The organism is Acinetobacter sp. BHS4, from assembly GCF_018454425.1.
Classification (GTDB): domain Bacteria; phylum Pseudomonadota; class Gammaproteobacteria; order Pseudomonadales; family Moraxellaceae; genus Acinetobacter; species Acinetobacter pittii.
In genome coordinates this window covers 3720601-3738977 of record NZ_CP075323.1, presented here as the reverse complement: position 1 = coordinate 3738977, position 18377 = coordinate 3720601, and the positions used below count along the sequence as shown (strand labels likewise).

At 42.3% G+C, this 18377-nt stretch carries 14 protein-coding genes and 2 tRNA genes; 13 read left to right on the top strand and 3 right to left on the bottom strand.

Going from position 1 to position 18377, the window contains the following annotated elements; genetic code table 11:
• The first annotated feature begins 51 nt into the window (after nt 1-51).
• Genes KIP84_RS17955 through KIP84_RS17925 form a run of 7 tightly spaced genes read left to right on the top strand, consistent with a single transcriptional unit; the run spans nt 52 to nt 13659 of the window.
• Nucleotides 52-1827: an acyl-CoA dehydrogenase gene (locus KIP84_RS17955; protein WP_213689863.1), complete on the top strand. Its 1776-nt coding sequence runs from the start codon at nt 52-54 to the stop codon at nt 1825-1827.
• Nucleotides 1824-2084, top strand: a complete 261-nt coding sequence (locus tag KIP84_RS17950; RefSeq protein WP_001030690.1) for an acyl carrier protein — start codon at nt 1824-1826, stop codon at nt 2082-2084. Before KIP84_RS17955 ends, KIP84_RS17950 begins: the two co-directional genes overlap by 4 nt.
• The gene (locus KIP84_RS17945) at nt 2081-6040 is read left to right on the top strand and encodes a non-ribosomal peptide synthetase (RefSeq protein WP_213689016.1); all 3960 of its coding nucleotides are present in this window, start codon (nt 2081-2083) and stop codon (nt 6038-6040) included. Before KIP84_RS17950 ends, KIP84_RS17945 begins: the two co-directional genes overlap by 4 nt.
• A 24-nt stretch (nt 6041-6064) precedes the next feature.
• Nucleotides 6065-9715: an outer membrane lipoprotein-sorting protein gene (locus tag KIP84_RS17940; RefSeq protein WP_213689015.1), complete on the top strand. Its 3651-nt coding sequence runs from the start codon at nt 6065-6067 to the stop codon at nt 9713-9715.
• A complete protein-coding gene (locus tag KIP84_RS17935) occupies nt 9712-10986 on the top strand; it encodes a DUF1302 family protein (protein ID WP_213689014.1) in 1275 nt (424 codons plus the stop codon). The genes KIP84_RS17940 and KIP84_RS17935 overlap by 4 nt, the downstream gene beginning before the upstream one ends.
• Before the next feature lie 53 nt (nt 10987-11039).
• Nucleotides 11040-12905 carry an alpha/beta fold hydrolase gene (locus KIP84_RS17930; RefSeq protein WP_125739686.1) on the top strand — a complete coding sequence of 622 codons (1866 nt, stop codon included), beginning with the start codon at nt 11040-11042 and terminating at the stop codon, nt 12903-12905.
• Complete coding sequence (locus KIP84_RS17925) at nt 12898-13659, top strand: 4'-phosphopantetheinyl transferase superfamily protein (RefSeq protein ID WP_213689013.1); 762 nt, start codon at nt 12898-12900, stop codon at nt 13657-13659. The genes KIP84_RS17930 and KIP84_RS17925 overlap by 8 nt, the downstream gene beginning before the upstream one ends.
• A 163-nt stretch (nt 13660-13822) precedes the next feature.
• Here the strand turns inward: KIP84_RS17925 and KIP84_RS17920 are convergent.
• Together KIP84_RS17920 and KIP84_RS17915 are read right to left on the bottom strand one after the other, a co-directional pair.
• A tRNA-Gly gene (locus KIP84_RS17920) sits at nt 13823-13898 on the bottom strand.
• 45 nt (nt 13899-13943) lie between these two features.
• Nucleotides 13944-14019, bottom strand: a tRNA-Gly gene (locus KIP84_RS17915).
• Between the two features lie 230 nt (nt 14020-14249).
• On the opposite strand from KIP84_RS17915, the gene KIP84_RS17910 reads away from it, so the two are divergent.
• From KIP84_RS17910 to KIP84_RS17890, 5 genes are all read left to right on the top strand, one after another.
• Nucleotides 14250-14558: a BolA family protein gene (locus KIP84_RS17910; RefSeq protein ID WP_060466359.1), complete on the top strand. Its 309-nt coding sequence runs from the start codon at nt 14250-14252 to the stop codon at nt 14556-14558.
• 11 nt (nt 14559-14569) lie between these two features.
• Nucleotides 14570-14962 carry a SirB2 family protein gene (locus tag KIP84_RS17905; RefSeq protein WP_005071964.1) on the top strand — a complete coding sequence of 131 codons (393 nt, stop codon included), beginning with the start codon at nt 14570-14572 and terminating at the stop codon, nt 14960-14962.
• Between the two features lie 76 nt (nt 14963-15038).
• Nucleotides 15039-15881, top strand: a complete 843-nt coding sequence (locus KIP84_RS17900) for a ParA family protein (protein WP_213689012.1) — start codon at nt 15039-15041, stop codon at nt 15879-15881.
• Between the two features lie 10 nt (nt 15882-15891).
• Nucleotides 15892-16278: a hypothetical protein gene (locus KIP84_RS17895; protein WP_192836892.1), complete on the top strand. Its 387-nt coding sequence runs from the start codon at nt 15892-15894 to the stop codon at nt 16276-16278.
• A 214-nt stretch (nt 16279-16492) separates the two neighbouring features.
• Complete coding sequence (locus KIP84_RS17890) at nt 16493-17083, top strand: LysE family transporter (protein WP_017399730.1); 591 nt, start codon at nt 16493-16495, stop codon at nt 17081-17083.
• 8 nt (nt 17084-17091) lie between these two features.
• On the opposite strand, the gene KIP84_RS17885 is transcribed toward KIP84_RS17890, so the two are convergent.
• On the bottom strand, nt 17092-17733 hold the full coding sequence (locus tag KIP84_RS17885; protein ID WP_005071971.1) for a DedA family protein: 642 nt from the start codon (nt 17731-17733) through the stop codon (nt 17092-17094).
• Between the two features lie 194 nt (nt 17734-17927).
• On the opposite strand from KIP84_RS17885, the gene KIP84_RS17880 reads away from it, so the two are divergent.
• Nucleotides 17928-18365, top strand: coding sequence for a DoxX family protein (locus KIP84_RS17880; protein ID WP_002114126.1), 438 nt, complete (start codon nt 17928-17930; stop codon nt 18363-18365).
• Nucleotides 18366-18377: the final 12 nt, after the last annotated feature.

The following is an 18377-nucleotide window of genomic DNA, read 5'->3' as shown; positions in this document are numbered from 1 at the left end:
ACCCTTACCCTTTAATCATTTGAGTGAAAATTCATGTCACTTACTTCCAATTTGCGGCAGTTTCAATCTGCCGCTCGTCTGGAGCAAATTTTAGGCTCCGTACATGATACTAACAACGACTTTTCTTGGTCCGCTGCCATCGAACGTGATGAGAAAGAACAGTACCCTCAGCGTGCTGTTGATTTTCTGAATGCGGTGGGTATGAACCGTTTCTATGTACCTTCAGAGCTTGGAGGTCGTATGGAAATTGGTGAAGAATTGCTATATCTACATCGCGTGCTAGCACGACGAGATCTAACCATCAATTCGACTTATAGCACGAATGCTTGGTCCGTGATTGTCTGGATCGGCGGTAATGCGAATCAATGCCAAAATATTGCTAGTCGAATTTTGAGTGGTGCTGCTCCAGCGCTGGCTTATAGCGAGAAAGCCCATGGCGCCGACCTGCTATCGAGTGAAGTGACAGCGCAATCTACCGAGAGTAAATATGTTTTAAATGGCGAAAAATGGTCAATTAACCGTGCCACTTTAGGGGACTCTTTAAGTCTGATCGCTAAAACATCAGACGATCGTGGACCACGTAGCCTAAGCGCATTCTGGCTCGATAAGCGTCATATGGCTTCTAAAGGAACATATAGCCTGAACCGACTACCAACAGTGGGTATGCGTGGTCTAGATATCAGCGGTATTGGTTTTAACAATGCTGAAATTCACAAAGATGCTTTGATCGGTGAAGAAGGCCAAGGGTTAGAGCTTGGTCTCAAGACTCTACAGGTAACACGTGCATATTGCAGTAGCTTCTCTCTTGGTGCTGGCGATACCATGCTACGTATCGCGACCGAGTTTGCTATTGAACGCGAGTTATATAACAAAAAAGTAATAAGCATTCCGTTGGTACGTGAGCAACTCGCGACAGCCTATGCCTACCTTTTAGCTGCTGAGGTGTTATCACTCGTTGGTGCGCGTGGGTTACATGTTTGTATCAATCAGTTCAGTACATGGTCACCAATCGTCAAAGTACTCGTACCTGAGTATGTAGAGTCACTCGCCAAGATCACTTCTTCAGTGCTTGGGTCGCGTTTTTTCTTAAGAAATGCATATGCGGATGGTATGTATCAGAAAGCATTCAGAGACCATCTAATTGTTAGTGTGTTTGACGGTAGTAGCACCGTCTGTCTAGACAGCCTGAGTTTCCAGCTCAAATCTGCCAATAAAGGTCGTAGCAAAAAAGCTGACCATCTCAACCAAGCCGAAGCTAAAGCACGCTATCGCCAGTTGTATGACTTGCAGGTAGAGACAGGTGCTATTGATTTCCGCGAGCTTGAAATTTTCAACCGAGATGGTGACTTGGTGATGGAATCACTAGGGACAATCATCGAAATGCTCAACGATGCCGATGTCACAGCAGGGTTGTCTGCTGTGACACTCACCACGCTACGTGAACAAGCAAACCAACTTCTGGTTGAGCAGCATTCGTTGGATCAAAAAATTCAGGATTACTTCTCAAATTCTGAGCAAAGCAAAGAGTTTGAAACGTTGCGCTTTAGTCTTGCGCGTAGTTATGCAGAGTTATTTGCTCGCATTGCTGTGCTGGGTTTCTGGGTCTTCAACCGTCATGGCTTAAGGCCTGCTTTACAGGATGGTGCATGGCTGATCATTTTCTTAAATTCCGCTGAAGGGCAGACAGCCCCTCCAATGACGTCATTACGTGAAAGCACATTGGCAGATTTGCTAGACCGAATTTCAACCAACCATATGTTATCTGTCATCGATTTTGCACTGGCACCACGTGATGCCAAACCGGTTAAAGAGGAAATTACCCCATGAATAAAGATAAAGCTTACTGGAGCGCAATCATTCGTACGCTAGTAGCCAAAGAAATGCGTGTAGAGCCTGAAACTATTGATCCAGACCAAAAATTTACCAGTTACGGTCTTGATTCGATCGTTGCTTTGTCTGTGTCTGGGGACCTAGAAGATCTGACAAAACTAGAGCTTGAGCCGACACTATTATGGGATTACCCGACTATCAATGCGTTGGCTGAATATCTTGTTTCTGAGTTGCAACAGGGAGTTGCTTCATGAACAACCTTGCACGACTAGAACCAGAAGTTCTGTCTCGTCATGCGATTTCTGCGGAACAGCTTGGTATTTGGTACATCCAGCGTCTTGAGCCAACTTGCAGTGCCTACAATATGGTGGTGGCCTTTGATGTGAAGGTCAATCAACCATTAGGCAACAAGCCGATGGAGATTCTGGAAGCGGTCATGCATGATTATCCGCTGTTGCGAGTAAGCATGCCTGCCAATGATCAGGGGATTGAGCAACTGATCTGGGATCGCGTCTATCCGAATATTATCTTTTCTGATGCTCGTCATATTGAAGCTTCTGATTTGACGCAATTGGTTGAACAAGATACCAAGCAGCCGTTTGACCTGACTCAGCCACCATTGTGGCGTATCCATTGTTATGAGCGTGGACAAAATCACTATGTGATTGCAGTTGTGATTCATCATGCGCTCATGGATTTTTGGTCAATTGGTCTGTTGCTACGAGACGTCAGCAAACGTTTTGGACTCGTTGCAGAGTCGGATACAGTGAACGGAATTGAGTTTGCACAGTATGCCGATAAGCAGCAGAGCAGCGTAATCGATGATGCTGATGAAAGTTTAATTTTCTGGAAAAATGCACTGAAGCATGCACCACATGTGCATAGCATTCCACTTGATTATCCTCGTCCAGCTGTACAGCAGCATAAGGGTAGCTCACTGGCTTTCCGTGTACCTGAATCAGTGTCATCTGGTCTTGTAAATTTGGCGAAAGATTATGAGATCACATTGTTCGGACTTGTGCTATCTGGTTTCTATATCCTGCTGCACAAACTCTCTAATGAAAATAATCTAGTTATTGCTACACCTGTAGCTGGTCGACTTGAACGCTCTTTGCGTAATGCATTGGGGCAGTTCGTCAACACAATAGCTATTCAAATGGACATTGATGCTGATTTGACTTTACGTCAATTTACACAGCAAGTTCAGGAACAATTAAGACAGAGCCTTAAGCATCAAAAAGTTGCTTTTTCTAGAGTAGTTGAGGCTGTTTCACCAAAGCGTGATGGCAGTATTAACCCATTGGCTCAGGTAGGAATGTTCTGGGAACGTCTAGGGGGGATGGATGAGTTTAAAGAATTACTTCTGCCAATTCAGACTCCAGCCACTTTAGTTGGACAAGATTTGACGTTAGGAAGTTTTCCGGTTCGCCAGCAAGAAGGACAGTTGGATATTACGCTGGAAATGGGCGGTGAATATCAAGGTGAACTTGTTGGTGTACTGAAATACAACACTGATCTATTTTCTGCGCAATCTGCCGAAAATATGGTGCAACTGCTGCAAGCTGTACTATCTGAGATGGTGGCTCACCCTGAACGTAAGATCGTTGAGTTAGATATCGCACCTGATTATAAAGATGGTATTCAGTTCGAGGCCCTCCGTGGAAAGGCGACTGATTATGCTCAGCATGATCTATTCGCAATGATTCTCAAGCAGATTGATGAGCGTGGTGACAATCATGCTTTGACCTCAAATGATCATACGGTTAGCTATCGTGAGTTAGGTCAACATATTGCTGGTATTGCTGAATATTTGCGTGCACACGGTATTACTCAGGGCGATCGTGTAGGTCTAATGTTAGACCGCACAGCATTATTGCCAGCAGCAATCCTTGGAATCTGGGCGGCAGGTGCAGCTTATGTACCACTGGATCCTAATTTCCCAACTGAACGTCTACAGAACATCATTGAAGATGCCGAACCTAAAGTCATCTTGACTCAAACCGAGTTAATGGATGCTCTTAACAGTTCTGTGCCTCGCTTAGATATCAATCAAGCTGGTGTTGTGGCACTTGAGAAAGTGCGCGAGACGCTTGCCTTTGGTGACATAGCTTATGTGATGTACACATCAGGTTCGACAGGTAAGCCTAAAGGTGTTCGTATTGGGCATCCTTCAATTATCAATTTCTTGCTATCTATGAATGATAGATTGCAAGTAACGACTGAAACTCAGTTGTTAGCAATCACCACGTATGCATTTGATATTTCAATTCTTGAATTACTCATTCCGCTTATGTACGGCGGTGTGGTGCATGTTTGCCCACGTGAAGTATCACAAGATGGTAATCAACTCGTAGATTATCTAAATGCTAAGTCTATCAATGTTCTGCAGGCAACACCGGCTTCTTGGAAAATGCTCTTAGACAGCGAGTGGAGCGGCAATGCGGGATTGACAGCACTCTGTGGAGGCGAAGCGTTAGATACTATTCTGGCAGAAAAACTGCTGGGTAAAGTCGGTTGCCTATGGAATGTCTATGGTCCGACCGAAACTACAGTGTGGTCTAGTGCAGCTCGTATCACCGATGCAAAGTATATTGATTTAGGTGAACCACTGGCGAACACCCAGCTTTATGTCCTTGATGAGCAGCAGCGTTTAGTTCCACCAGGTGTTATGGGTGAGCTTTGGATTGGCGGTGATGGTCTGGCAGTTGATTACTGGCATCGACCTGAACTGACAGATGCACAATTTAGAACATTGCCATCTCTACCAAATGCTGGTCGACTCTACCGTACAGGGGATAAAGTCTGCCTGCGTACAGATGGACGTTTGACTCATCATGGACGTTTGGACTTTCAGGTCAAGATCCGCGGATTCCGTATCGAATTAGGTGAAATCGAGAATGTTCTCAAACAGATCGGCGGTATCACAGATGCAGTAGTGCTGGTTAAGACCACAGCTGGCAATGACCAGAAATTGGTGGCATATGTAACTGGACAAGAGCTTGATATTGCCGGTTTGAAAAAGACCATGCAAATCCATCTTCCAGCTTATATGGTGCCAAGTGCGTTTATCCGATTGGATGAATTTCCAATGACGGCCAACAATAAGTTGGATCGTAAGGCATTTCCTGAGCCAGTGTTTGAGCAGAGCAATGATTATGTTGCACCGCGTGATCCGATCGAAATCGAGCTGTGTACTACCTTTGAACAGATCTTGTCGGTCAAGCGAGTTGGTATACATGATGATTTCTTCGAACTAGGTGGGCATTCACTATTAGCTGTGAAGCTTGTTAACCATCTTAAAAAGGCTTTCGGTACCGAACTGTCAGTTGCCTTGTTGGCACAGTACTCCACTGTGGAGCGTCTGGGTGAAATCATTCGCGAAAATAAAGAAATTAAGCCATCTATCGTAATTGAACTACGCCGTGGAACCTATGAACAACCGCTGTGGCTGTTCCATCCAATTGGTGGCAGTACCTTCTGTTATATGGAGCTTTCGCGTCACCTTAACCCGAATCGTACCTTACGTGCTATTCAGTCTCCTGGACTGATTGAAGCCGATGCTGCGGAAGTGGCGATTGAAGAAATGGCGACGCTCTATATTGCTGAAATGCAAAAGATGCAGCCTCAAGGCCCTTATTTCCTCGGTGGCTGGTGTTTCGGTGGTGCAATTGCATATGAGATCAGTCGTCAGTTGCGTCAAATGGGGCAACAGGTCACAGGTATTGTCATGATCGATACTCGTGCTCCAATTCCAGAAAATGTGCCTGAAGATGCTGACGATGCCATGCTTTTGTCTTGGTTCGCCCGTGATTTAGCTGCACCTTATGGCAAAAAGTTAACGATCCCAGCGCAATACTTGCGTGAATTGAGTCCAGATCAAATGTTTGATCATGTACTTAAAGAAGCTAAGGCCATCAATGTTCTGCCTCTAGATGCAGACCCAGCAGATTTCCGACTTTATTTTGATACCTATTTGGCGAATGGCATCGCACTCCAGACTTATTTCCCGGACCCTGAAGATTTTCCAATCCTTTTGGTTAAGGCAAAAGATGAGCTGGAAGATTTTGGGGAAAGCTTAGGTTGGGATCAACTGGTCAAAGACACATTTACACAAGTGGATTTGCCTGGTGACCATTCATCAATTATGTACGCTGAGAATGTCGTGGCTGTAGCCCAGACCATTGATCAGATGTACCCAATTCCTGCATAAGAAATACAAGAAGGTAGAACCACTATGGTGACCATAGAACATGCTTTCCTCATACCGGCCGAGATTGACAAGGTTTTCAACTATCTTGCAAACCCGGCCAATGATGCAGGTTGGCAATTGTCATGTAAGCATTCTGAGCTGCTAGACAGTACTCCGCGTGTGGGTAGTAAGTACGAAATTGGTTTTAGCTTTATTGGGCGTGAAATGTCCTTTAAAGGTGAAATTACACATCTAGTACCGAACGAATTGTATGCGTTTAAAGTAGTGGAAGGACCCTTTCACTACACTGGTACTTACCGTTTCAAGCCACATCCGGAAGGTACGTGGATTGAATGGGTGTTTGAGGCAGAACCAGGTAGCTTTTTTGGTGTATTACCGCCAGCGCTGCTAAAAAAGATGGTGCTCGCTCAGTTCAAGAAAGATGTTGATAATCTTCAAGCATTGGCTCAGAAGGGTGAAGCCTATGAGTCAGTTGGTAATGAAAATAAACCAACACATGAGACCAATAAACCACCTCGTAAGACTCAACAAATGATGGAGAAATATGCGCGTTGGATTCTTAGCCATCGTCGTATTGTCTTGACTGTGGTGATGCTCTTAACACTTGCTCTAGCGTATCTGGCATCTGGCGTAAAAATTATTATTGACCCAGATGCACTTGCGCCTAAAGGGCATCCTTACATCACCTCGACCAAGCTGATTGAAAAGAAATTCGGCTCCAAATATATGGTCGTGATCGGGATTACACCGAAGCAGGGTGATATTTACCAGCCGCAAGTGTTGGAAAAAGTTAAACGCATTACCGAAGAAGTTGATAATGCACCGGGCGTGGTCCGTTCCACTATGATGAGTCTGGCTGCACGTCAGGCAAAAGGTATCGAGGCGAATGCAGAAGGGTTCGATGCCAAGAAACTATTGCCGAGTAGTTCAGTCACTCAGGAAGATATTGATCACCTGAAAAAACTACTGGCACTGAATCCAACCTATATGAATTCAGTAGTATCTAAAGATCAACGAACTGCTGCGATTTTGCTTGAGCTTGAGGAAAGTCCAGAGGGCTTCCAAAAGATGATGGGCCCAATCAACAAAATCGTAGAGAGCGAACAGTCTAAAGATATGACCATCAGTGTCGGTGGTAATCCTGTGTATCTGGATAAAGCTGAAGACTACTCTAAGCGTATCAATATCTTGTTCCCGATTGCCGTATTGGTGATTGGTTTATTGCACTTTGAAGCATTCCGAAGCAAGCAAGGTTTGATTCTGCCACTCGTTACAGCTTTGTTGGCTGTGGCATGGGGTATGGGCATGATGGGCTTGTTCAAACAGCCAATGGATATCTTTAACTCACCTACACCAATTCTGATTCTGGCCATTGCAGCAGGGCACGCCGTGCAGTTGCTCAAGCGCTACTATGAAGATTTTGATCGTTTGATTGCTCAGGGAATGGAACCTAAAGCTGCCAATAGCGAAGCTGTAGTGCAGTCTTTGGTTCGTGTGGGTCCGGTTATGGTGTTGGCTGGTGGTATTGCAGCGGCTGGATTCTTCTCTCTGTTGACCTTCAACATTCCAACGATTCGTTCATTTGGTATTTTTACAGGAATTGGGATCATCAGTACGCTGGTGATTGAGATGACTTTTATTCCAGCACTCCGCTCAATGTTGCCACCGCCTTCGGCTACAAAGGTCAAACGTAAAGGTTTGCCTATCTGGGATTGGATTCCAAACCGTATTGGTGATGTCATTTTGTCAGTTCGTCCGCGAATGATGTTAATGACTGCAATTGCTGCGATGGGTGTCCTTCTTGCGATCGGCACTAGCCGTATTGTGGTCGATAACGATAGCCGTAATTTCTTCTCTCGTGACCTACCAATGCAGCAAGACGACAGTTTTTTAAATCAGTCTCTTGGTGGCACAAACAGCCTTTACATTATGGTTGATACGAAGGTTCGTGATGGTATTGAAAACCCTGAAATCCTAAAAGCGATTGATAATACAGAAAAGTTCGCGAATTCAATTCCAGAGGTGGGTAAAACCATCTCTATCGTGGACTATATCAAACGAATGAATCAGGCAATGAATGCCGATCAGCCACAGGCATTTCAGGTTCCTGCAACCAAAGATGTCGTTGCTCAGTATCTGCTGTTGTATTCAATGTCTGGTGAGCCGACTGATTTTGAATCTTACATTGATACCACTCAACGCTATGCCAAGATCACGATTCTTCTGAAAACAGGTAGTAATCATCGAATCAAAGAAATCCTTGAGTCGCTAAAAACGTATATGGCGGGTCAATTGGGTGATAAAGCTGTAGTAAGTTTTGGTGGTGATGTGACGCAAACCATTGCTTTGACTGAAACGATGGTTCACGGCAAGCTCATGAACATTCTACAAATTTCATTTGCTGTATTCTTTATTTCAGCACTGGTCTTCCGTTCGATTTCAGCTGGACTGATTGTCCTGACACCACTTCTGTTCTCAATTCTTGCCATCTTTGGCGTGATGGGCTGGCTCGACATTCCGCTCAATATTCCGAATTCCCTTATCTCAGCCATGGCTGTAGGTATTGGTGCGGATTACGCCATCTACTTCCTCTATCGCTTGCGTGAAATCTTGCGCGAAGAAGAGGGCGATATCAAAGATGCGATTCGTAAAACTTTAAGTACTGCTGGTAAGGCTTCGCTTTTTGTTGCGACTGCAGTCGCTGGTGGGTATGGCGTATTGTCTTTGTCGCAAGGCTTCCATGTCCATCAATGGCTAGCAATGTTTATTGTGATTGCAATGCTTTTCAGTGTATTTGCAACCTTAATTATGGTACCTACAATGATTCTGATGTTGAAACCTCGTTTTATCTTTTCTTCAAAGAAGAAGAGCCTTCCTATTGCACAAACAGTTGTGACAAGCCTTTTGTTGGGTACGGCGCTTACCTTTTCATTGCCTAAAACATCTCATGCAGATGAAGTTCAAGACATTGTTAATCGTAGTAATGATGCCTCTAAGTTCTTGTCTTCAAGTGCTAGCGCCAAATTTATTTTGACCTCTAAAAGTGGTGAGCAACGTGTACGCCTGACTAAAAATATGACCAAGCTTGCGGGAAATACTCAGAACAACATGCGTTTGACCGAGTTTATCTCGCCAGCAGATGTACAAGGCACCACAACGCTATTGATTGAGAATGCAAAAGGCAGTGATAGCATGTTTGTCTATTTGCCTGCATTGAAAAAAGTACGCCGTCTTGCCTCAGCGAATAAGGGTGATGCTTTTATTGGCACGGACTTTAGTTATGGTGATGTCCTTGGCTATAAGTTAAGTGACTGGAAGTACACGAAACTTGCAGATGGCAAATTTAATGGCAAAGATTGTTACACGATCGAAGCAACACCAATCAATAATACTGTGAAGAGTGACTTTGGTTATAGCAAACGTCGCATGTGCATACTCAAAGACAACTTTGTTACAGCAACCATCGACATTTGGGATACAGCAGGCAAACCATTAAAGCATATTGAGTTCACAGATATCCGTCCTTACGGCAAAGTGAAACCAAGATGGCAAGCCATGAAATCTATGGCGAAAAATCTGCAAACTCAGCATATGACACAAGTGATCGTCAATGATTTTGTCGCAGAAAAAACTTTATCCGATAAGATTTTCTCACCGCAGAGTCTTGAAAAATGACGCAAGGTGCCTATTGGGTATTTGCATGCTGCAGTAGCTTTATGCTACTGCAGCATGCTTATGCAGATGACAACGAAATTAGTTTTGTGAGCCAGAACTCAGCCAGACTCGATGTCTGGTCATCAGATCGGGATTTAAGTTCTTTAAAAAACATTGGGCAAGCAAGTTTCTGGTCCAATGGTACGCTCAGGTTTAACCCTGAGTTCAAGATCCGTTATGACATAAATATTGGAGATGAAACGGACCATACTGTAAACCCAGATCAGGTGAGTAAGGTGAATCGCAACTTACGTGAGTTGTATGTCTCTTACAACTGGGATCAGACATTCTATCTTGATGTTGGTCGTCAGGTTGTCGTCTGGGGGAGAGCTGATGGGATTAATCCAACAGATAATCTATCACCCCGTGACTATACGCGCCTAGTACCAGATGAGACAGATCAACGTCTTGGAAATGATGCACTTAAATTGACGTATATTCCTGAATCTGGAACCAATAAATGGACCGCATTGTGGTATCCGCGTAGTCGTTCAGATGTAATTCCATTGCTTCAGATTGCTGGTGTTCAATATGACATAGACCGTAAGAGCCGACCTGCATTTGCAATGCGCTGGGATTATTCTGTAGATGGTTTAGATGTTGGTGCATCATATTTCTCGGGTTTGGATCATATGCCCGATCTGTCAGTTCTTTCAGCGTCTCCAACAGGAGAGGCCATATTGCAACTGAAAAATAATCCTATGTCTGTTTATGGAGTAGATTTCAGTTATAACCATAACGATATCGTATGGCGAGGTGAGGCGGCCTATACCCAAACTGACTCAGAAGGTAGTGAAGATCTTACGCACAAAAAAAATAATCTGACTGTAGTCATCGGTCCAGAATTAGCATTGAAGAATTCCACCGTGAGTTTGGTCGGCGTGTACAAACATACGGAGGACTTAAGATCTGCCGATAGTCTAATAAATCCATCATTGAGAACAGTTTACCGTTATCAGCAAACCATCAGTAATCAATATGAGCAGGATCAGTACGGAGCTATGTTGCGCTATGCACTTAATCTACTGAATGATAATCTGAAATTAGAAGTAACAGGATTCTATTTTGCACCAGAGCCTAATGAATTATTAAGAGTACGTATTAATTACAACCTCGATGACCACTGGCAGTTTAATGTAGGTGGAGATCGCTTCTGGGGCAGAAATGATACGGTGTTAGGACAATTTAGAGATAATAGTCTGGTATATGGCCAGGTTCGATATAACTTTTAAGACAATTCGCTCCAAAACAATGCTGGAGTGCCCAGTATCTAATAAGGTGATATATGGATAATTTAAATAACGCAAAAAAAGATAATTTTTCACAGAAGACCATATTAGTAACAGGTGCGGCGGGTTTCATTGGCAGTAGACTGATCGTTGATCTTCTGCGTGAAGGTCATCAGGTGATTGCTGCACTGCGCAATGCCGCAACCAAGAAAGATAAGCTGTTAGGTTTTATTGCAACAGAAGGGTTAGTTGATCCATCTATTTCGTTTGTTGAATATGATTTAAGCCGTGACTTTAAGCTGGACTCTTTGCTAGCAGATGCTCAGACAAAGATCCATGTGATTTATCATCTTGCTGCATCATTTAATTGGGGCATTAGTAAAGCTGAAGCTGAGCGTACGAATATTAAGTCTGGCCTTGCCTTGATTGAATGGGCGGCAACATTGAAGCAGCTTGAGCGATTTATCTGGATTGGTGGATATCGTGTTGCTACTCCACCGCAAGAGTCGGCTGATGAGTTGTATTGCAAACATGGTGGCTATGAGGCTTCGAAAATTTTAGGACATCAAGCTTTTATTGAGGCTTGTAAGCGTTTAAATGTGCCATGGACCGCAATAAATCCGGCGACAGTCATTGATGGTTTTTATAACTATGGCGATATGCAATACATTGGTGTCGCTGACATGATCGATAAGCTATATCAGGGACGTCTGCTGGCATTACCAGGTGGCCGCGATACATTCCTGCCACTGTGCAATATGCAATATATCGTGAGCTTCTTGATCCGAACGATGTCTTATCCTGAGACGATTGCCCAGGAGTATATGTTGCTTGATCCTGCGACACCAAAACTTCATCGTCTAGTTCATCTCGCTGCTGAGCATTTAGGGGTTAGCTCACCACATTTACAAGTACCCAAAGGTCTATTAGAGAAACTACCTGAGGCATTGCTTGGTGGCTCAAAAGAGCAGCTCGCTTTCATTTCTACCGAGCACTATCATGTTGCTGGGGCTGAGGCGATGGCGGCGAAGATGGGCATCGCAGACCTGATCAATATCATGCCTTATTTTTCTCGCTGGATTGATCGTTTGGTGCTTACACGCTTTGGTCGTATGCAAGCTCCAACACCTAATTCTTTTAGCTATCAGAACCGATATTGGACAGAAATCTATACTAAACAGCCTGTTGGTTCAGAAAAATCTTCCGCACTATTTTTACACGGCATTCCATTCGATAGCGCATGTTGGTTTCCAATCATAAATAAAATTACATATGATCAGGTCGCTATGATGGACTTGCCCGGACTTGGGCATTCAGGTAGTTATGAGGTGATGGAGGACAACAATCATCAGTTTATCGATACTGCTGCAAAGCTTTTAGCGCCAAATAGTGTTGTGATTGCCCACTCGTTAGGATGTCTCTTTGCATTGAGCCTTGCAAAGAAATACCCAGATAAAGTTGCACGCCTTATTCTCATATCGCCTTATTTTGTTCAGGCACAGGCTGCCAAAATGTTTCAGATACAAGCTATATCTAATCTCATTTTCCGTTTTGTGCCAAAAGATGTGATTGCTAAAGACTTACATCCAGAGGGACAAAAAAATCCATCTGTTGGTTATGCGATGGATTCATTACGCCGGGTGTCGGTAGCCAAGCATATTAGTGAGTATATGCACCGTATTAGTTTGCCTCAGCAACGAGCATCTCAAACAGCTTTGTTAAATGAGCTTAGCTCTAAAGTTGAAATCATTGTTGGGGAGAAGGACCCAATTGTTACTACAATAAGTCCTAATATTCCTGTACATATCATTGCTGGCGCAGGCCATAATCCGCACGTTACTCATGTAGAAGCGGTTTATGATTATCTCACACCAGTTCTAACCAAATACATCAGCACCACAGCACAGCTCAGTGATGTCTGATATTTCCAAAGTACAGGTTTATGTCTGCCCAGTTTCACGGGTGCCACAAAACCACTTAATATTGAGTCATTATCTCAGCTTTCTCAATGCGGCAGAAAAGTTGAGATATGATCAATATCATCCTCATGCGGCACGAATTTTCTTAATCTCTCGTGTCTTAACGAAGTTTGTTTTATCAGATAAGTTGGGTATTTCACCCTATGAGGTCAACATTCAATTACAACCTAACGGCAAACCTTTTGTACAAGGCAATAAAGCTGTTTATTTCAATCTTAGTCATTCAGCAGACGTTATTGTTCTTGCGGTGACTGAAGAAGGGGAAATAGGAGTCGATGTTGAACGGGTGGACTGTGAGTTCGATTGGATGCGTGTCGATAGCGTGTTAGCGCCAAGTGAAATTGAATGGATTCAGGAAAATGAAAGGATTGATCCATCCACTGTATATCAACGGTTTTTTCAAATATGGACCTTAAAAGAATCCTATATTAAATGTACTGGCGAAGGAATGAGTCGTCATTTAAAGAAGCTCAACTTTCATGTGTTAGCTGAACATATAGAGTTTCTCGATTCAACGCGTGATATTCAAAAGACAGAAGAATATTATTTCCAAAGCTATGTCTATGATCATAACTTTATCTTTTCAATCTGTTTACAGCAGCTTCTTGCCCAAGAAAGATTTGATCTGGATTGTTTTCAATTAGTGCCATGTATATCTACGCATCGGATAACACCAGTACACTGCAAATATAACTAGATTAACTCGATACAATTAATGGTTTAAAAATCTGAGTCTATTAATGAAATATTCGGCCTTGAGCTGAGCTATTCTCAGAATATGCTGTGAATTGATAGAACGTAAAATCATAGGTCGATAAAAAGAAAAAAGCCCCAGTCTTTCGACTAGGGCCTTTTAAATTTGGAGCGGGAAACGAGACTCGAACTCGCGACCCCAACCTTGGCAAGGTTATGCTCTACCAACTGAGCTATTCCCGCATATATAAGCAGTTTTTACTAAAACTTTCTCAAAAAAAACCAATTTGGAGCGGGAAACGAGACTCGAACTCGCGACCCCAACCTTGGCAAGGTTATGCTCTACCAACTGAGCTATTCCCGCGTGCCGCTTATAATACATTAAGCAAAACAAGGGTCAACAACTTTATGCAAATAATTATGCTGATTGCATAAAATAAAAACAGAAATGACCATTTAGCGGTATTTTTGTTGTTAAGTTGCCGAATAAATAGACATTTTGTCTGAAGTCAAAGCATACAAGAGCAACTTTTGTTTGTGTGTAGACAAGGTATACTAGGTTTAAATATACGAATAATCGTAAAAGGAAAAGCTATGAGCCTTGAACAACAGTTGATTGAACGGTTACAAACACTTGCACCTAGTCATTTGGAAGTGACCAATGAGTCTGCCGGGCACGGTGGTTATTTTCCAGGTAAGGAATCTCATTTTAAAGTGATTATAGTGAGCGACGAATTTAATGGATTGCGTTTGGTTCAACGTCATCAAAAAGTATACGCGTTAGCTTCTGATTTGATGAATCCAGGCCAAATTCATGCTTTAGCGATTCATGCTTATTTGCCAAGTGAGTGGCAAGGTCAAGCTCCTGCTAGCCCAGAATGTGCACATGCACCTAAAAGCTAAGGGTTAATTTCATGGATGCACATTTACTCACTAAAATTATTCATATGACTGCGGTAGCTGCCGCACTTATGGTCTTTGTTTTACGCGCTTCAACTCTGTTTATAGGTGTTCAAGGTGAACAACCCAATCCAGCAGGGCGTAAAGTATTAGTTGCCTTACAACATTTGTCATTTACCGTGGTTTTTATTACGGGTGCAATTTTGTTAGTCATGAAAGACTTTCAAGTACAACCGTGGTTTTACGCTAAAATTATTCTATTTTTAGTGTTGTTATCTTCCCTGATGAAAGCCTTTAAAAAAGATGACACTCTTTTGTTGGCACAGCGCCGTGCAGGTTTGGTCATTAGTGCGATTGCATTTATTGCTATTATTATCTTAGTGATTGTGAAACCTGTTTTTGCTTAATTGTTCTACATTCTTTGCCTTTTTGATTAAGCTCTAGGTTAAACTGCGTACAGTAAAATAATATGCAGAGGGAAACATGTTAACTCGTGTGGTGTTTAACCAAAAAGGCGGTGTAGGGAAATCAAGTATTACTGTAAATTTGGCTGCAATTAGCGCCAAACATGGCTTAAGAACATTGGTGATTGATCTTGATTCCCAAGCCAATTCTAGTCAGTATCTTTTAGGTGACGAAGCAACCTATTCTGCTGAAAAATCAATTTTAGAGCCAAATATCGAAAATTTCTTTGATGATGTGTTGGGCAACAATCAACAAAAGGGTTTAATCGGTAACGCATTAGGTTCAATTTTAAAAGCTCCAAGAAATAAAGATCTCGACAGTTTTGTTCATTCAACTCCTTTTGCAAAATTAGATGTGCTTCCAGCAAGTCCTACACTTGGCGCGCTTGAACATGCGCTTGAAAGTAAACATAAAATTTATAAATTACGTGATTCGATTCAAAACTTAGTTGGGCGATATGACCGTATCTATATAGACACACCACCAGCGTTTAACTTTTTTACTCTCTCTGCTCTGATTGCGGCAGATAAAGTACTCATTCCTTTCGACTGTGATGTTTTTTCAAAGCGTGCGTTACAAACATTGATTGAAAATGTTCTCGAAACGCAAGATGATCATAATGATCGCTTGGAAATTGAAGGAATTGTGGTGAATCAATTCCAATCCCAAGCAAAATTACCTCGGGAAGTGGTTCAGCAGTTAAAAGATGAAGGGTTGCCTGTACTCAATAGCATGTTACCGCCTTCGATTTTAATGAAAGAATCGCATCAGAAAAATTTACCTTTGGCCCATTTGGCACCCGAACATAAATTGACTCAAGCTTATGAGACATTGTTTGGTGAGATTGAGCCAAAACGATAAGAGAAAAATGATGAAAGGCTTATATATTGCGCCTTTAGTGGCAGCCACTTTACTCCTTGGCGCTTGTGCTACAACGGTAAAACCGACTTATGTGTCTCCAACACAATATCAATCTTTGAGCTGCCAACAGCTACAAAGTGAATATAACCGTATTCAGCAATATATCGACAATGGCGTGCAAACTCCAAAAAGTACAGGTATGGGTGTTGGTCTTGGACTCGGTGGTGGCTGGGGACGAGGTGGTTGGGGATTCGGTCCATCTATTTCTGTAAATATGGGACAGTCTTCTTCAACGAAAAATACCGAGCTTTCACGTGTTTTAGGCCAACAAGAAGCAATTGTTCAGGCTGCCCAGTTCAAGAATTGTCCAATTATTGTTCGTAAAAAGACCAGTTAATAGTCAACTTTGCATCACAATATGCTAACTAAGGCATGTTGTGATGAATAAAGTTTAGCAAAATGTTTCATAATAAAATTAATATAAATAAGTGGTTTATCAATTTTTTAGCTTCTAAAATTCTGTATTTTCTGTAATCAAAAAGCCTTATAAACTTGCTATATTTTGCCTGTTTCGTTTAAGGTGGCCCCATCTTGGATATTATGGAAACTTTATGATTGAGAGTTGGTTTTTTGTATTGGCAATGTTGGCTGTTTTGCTCATTCCTGGGCCGACAAATGCTTTACTTGCAACCGCTGCTCATTCTCAAGGTTTATCTAAAGCATTTTGGCTTATTCCTATGGAATGGTTAGGCTATGCCTACGGTATTAGCTTTTGGGCTGTGTTTATTCATTTGGCAGCACCAGTTTGGCCTGCGTTATTGCTCATTTTACATATCACAAGTGTGGCATATGTGTTCTGGATGGCATTCCGATTATGGAAAACTACCCATTTACAACAATTTAGTCAAACTCACCGTAACATTCGCCCACGTCAATTATTCTTCTCAACCTTAAAAAATCCAAAATCTTTACTTTTTGCTGCTGGTATTTTCCCTGCCGAAACATGGAATTCGCCTGAAAATTGTCTAATGGTATTTGGTGTTTTTACATTGACGCTCATTCCAGCTGCGAGTTTCTGGATGATTTTTGGACGTGCACTATTAACGGGCCCAGTACAGAAAATAAAAGCCGATCATTTATATAAAGGATCGGCTATGTTGCTTATTTTATGTATGCTTCCAGTGGTATTCCGTTTCTTCTAAATTAAGCCTTAAGCATTGGTTTTCCGGCTTTTTAGCTTTTCACGTATAAAGCCGATGATACCCGGTAAGACACTAATAATAATGATGCCAAAAATAAGATGAGTGAAGTTGTCTTTAACGATTGGCATATTTCCAAATAGATAGCCCAACGCCACAAAAGAAGCGACCCAACAAAATGCGCCAATCACATTATAAGTTAAGAAAAACTTATAGTTCATGCTACCAGCACCCGCAACAAAAGGGGCAAAAGTACGGGCAAATGGAACAAAGCGAGCAAAAATAATCGTCTTGCCACCATGACGAGCAAAGAATTCTTGAGTTTTAATTAAATGCTGCTTATTAATGAATCGTGAATTCATTTCAAATACACGTGGACCGATAAAACGACCAATATGGTAGTTCACTGTATCGCCTAAAACGGCAGCAATGAAGAGTAGAGCACCCAATAACCATGGATCCATCGCACCTGTAGATGCTGCTAAAGCACCAGCTGCAAATAGTAAACTATCTCCCGGTAAAAACGGCATAACCACTAAACCGGTTTCGACAAAGATAATTAAAAATAAAATGCCATAAATCCACGTCCCGTAATTTGTAATAAACTCGGCGAGATGTTGATCAACGTGTAGAATAAAATCAAGAAGTTCCATGAGATGATTAAGTGGTAAACCGTGCTCAAATCCTAGCAGTGACCCTATAGAAAGTCAGTATAAAACATCAAAAATATACAAATTGATCATCCTGTTTGTGCAACGATATATATGGATTTTGAGTATTTAATTATCAATGTCCCAAACCTAGAATGAGCTCATCAATAAATAAGCATTTAAATAAAGGTGGCAAAATGTTTAATCCAAATGTAGTGGTCAAAAATATCGTAACGCAATCAGGCGCGGACAGTTTTATTAGCCTTATTGCTCGTCTTCTTATGGCTTATATCTTCCTTGTTGCTGGTTGGGGGAAAATTACCGGTTATGCAGCAACTGCAGGATATATGGAAGCAATGGGGGTACCAGGTGGAATTCTTCCTTTAGTTATCTTGGTTGAGTTTGGTGGTGGTTTAGCCTTGTTATTTGGTTTCCAAGCACGCTTTGCAGCTTTTGGTCTTGGTATCTTCAGTATTTTAACTGCATTCTTGTTCCACCAAGGTGGGGCTGATGCAGCGGCACAATACAATAATGGCATCCACTTTATGAAAAACTTAGCAATGGCAGGTGGTTTATTCTTCCTAATGCTTCATGGTGCTGGCCGTATTAGTCTGGATCATGCAATCGAGAAATAATATTCAAGACAA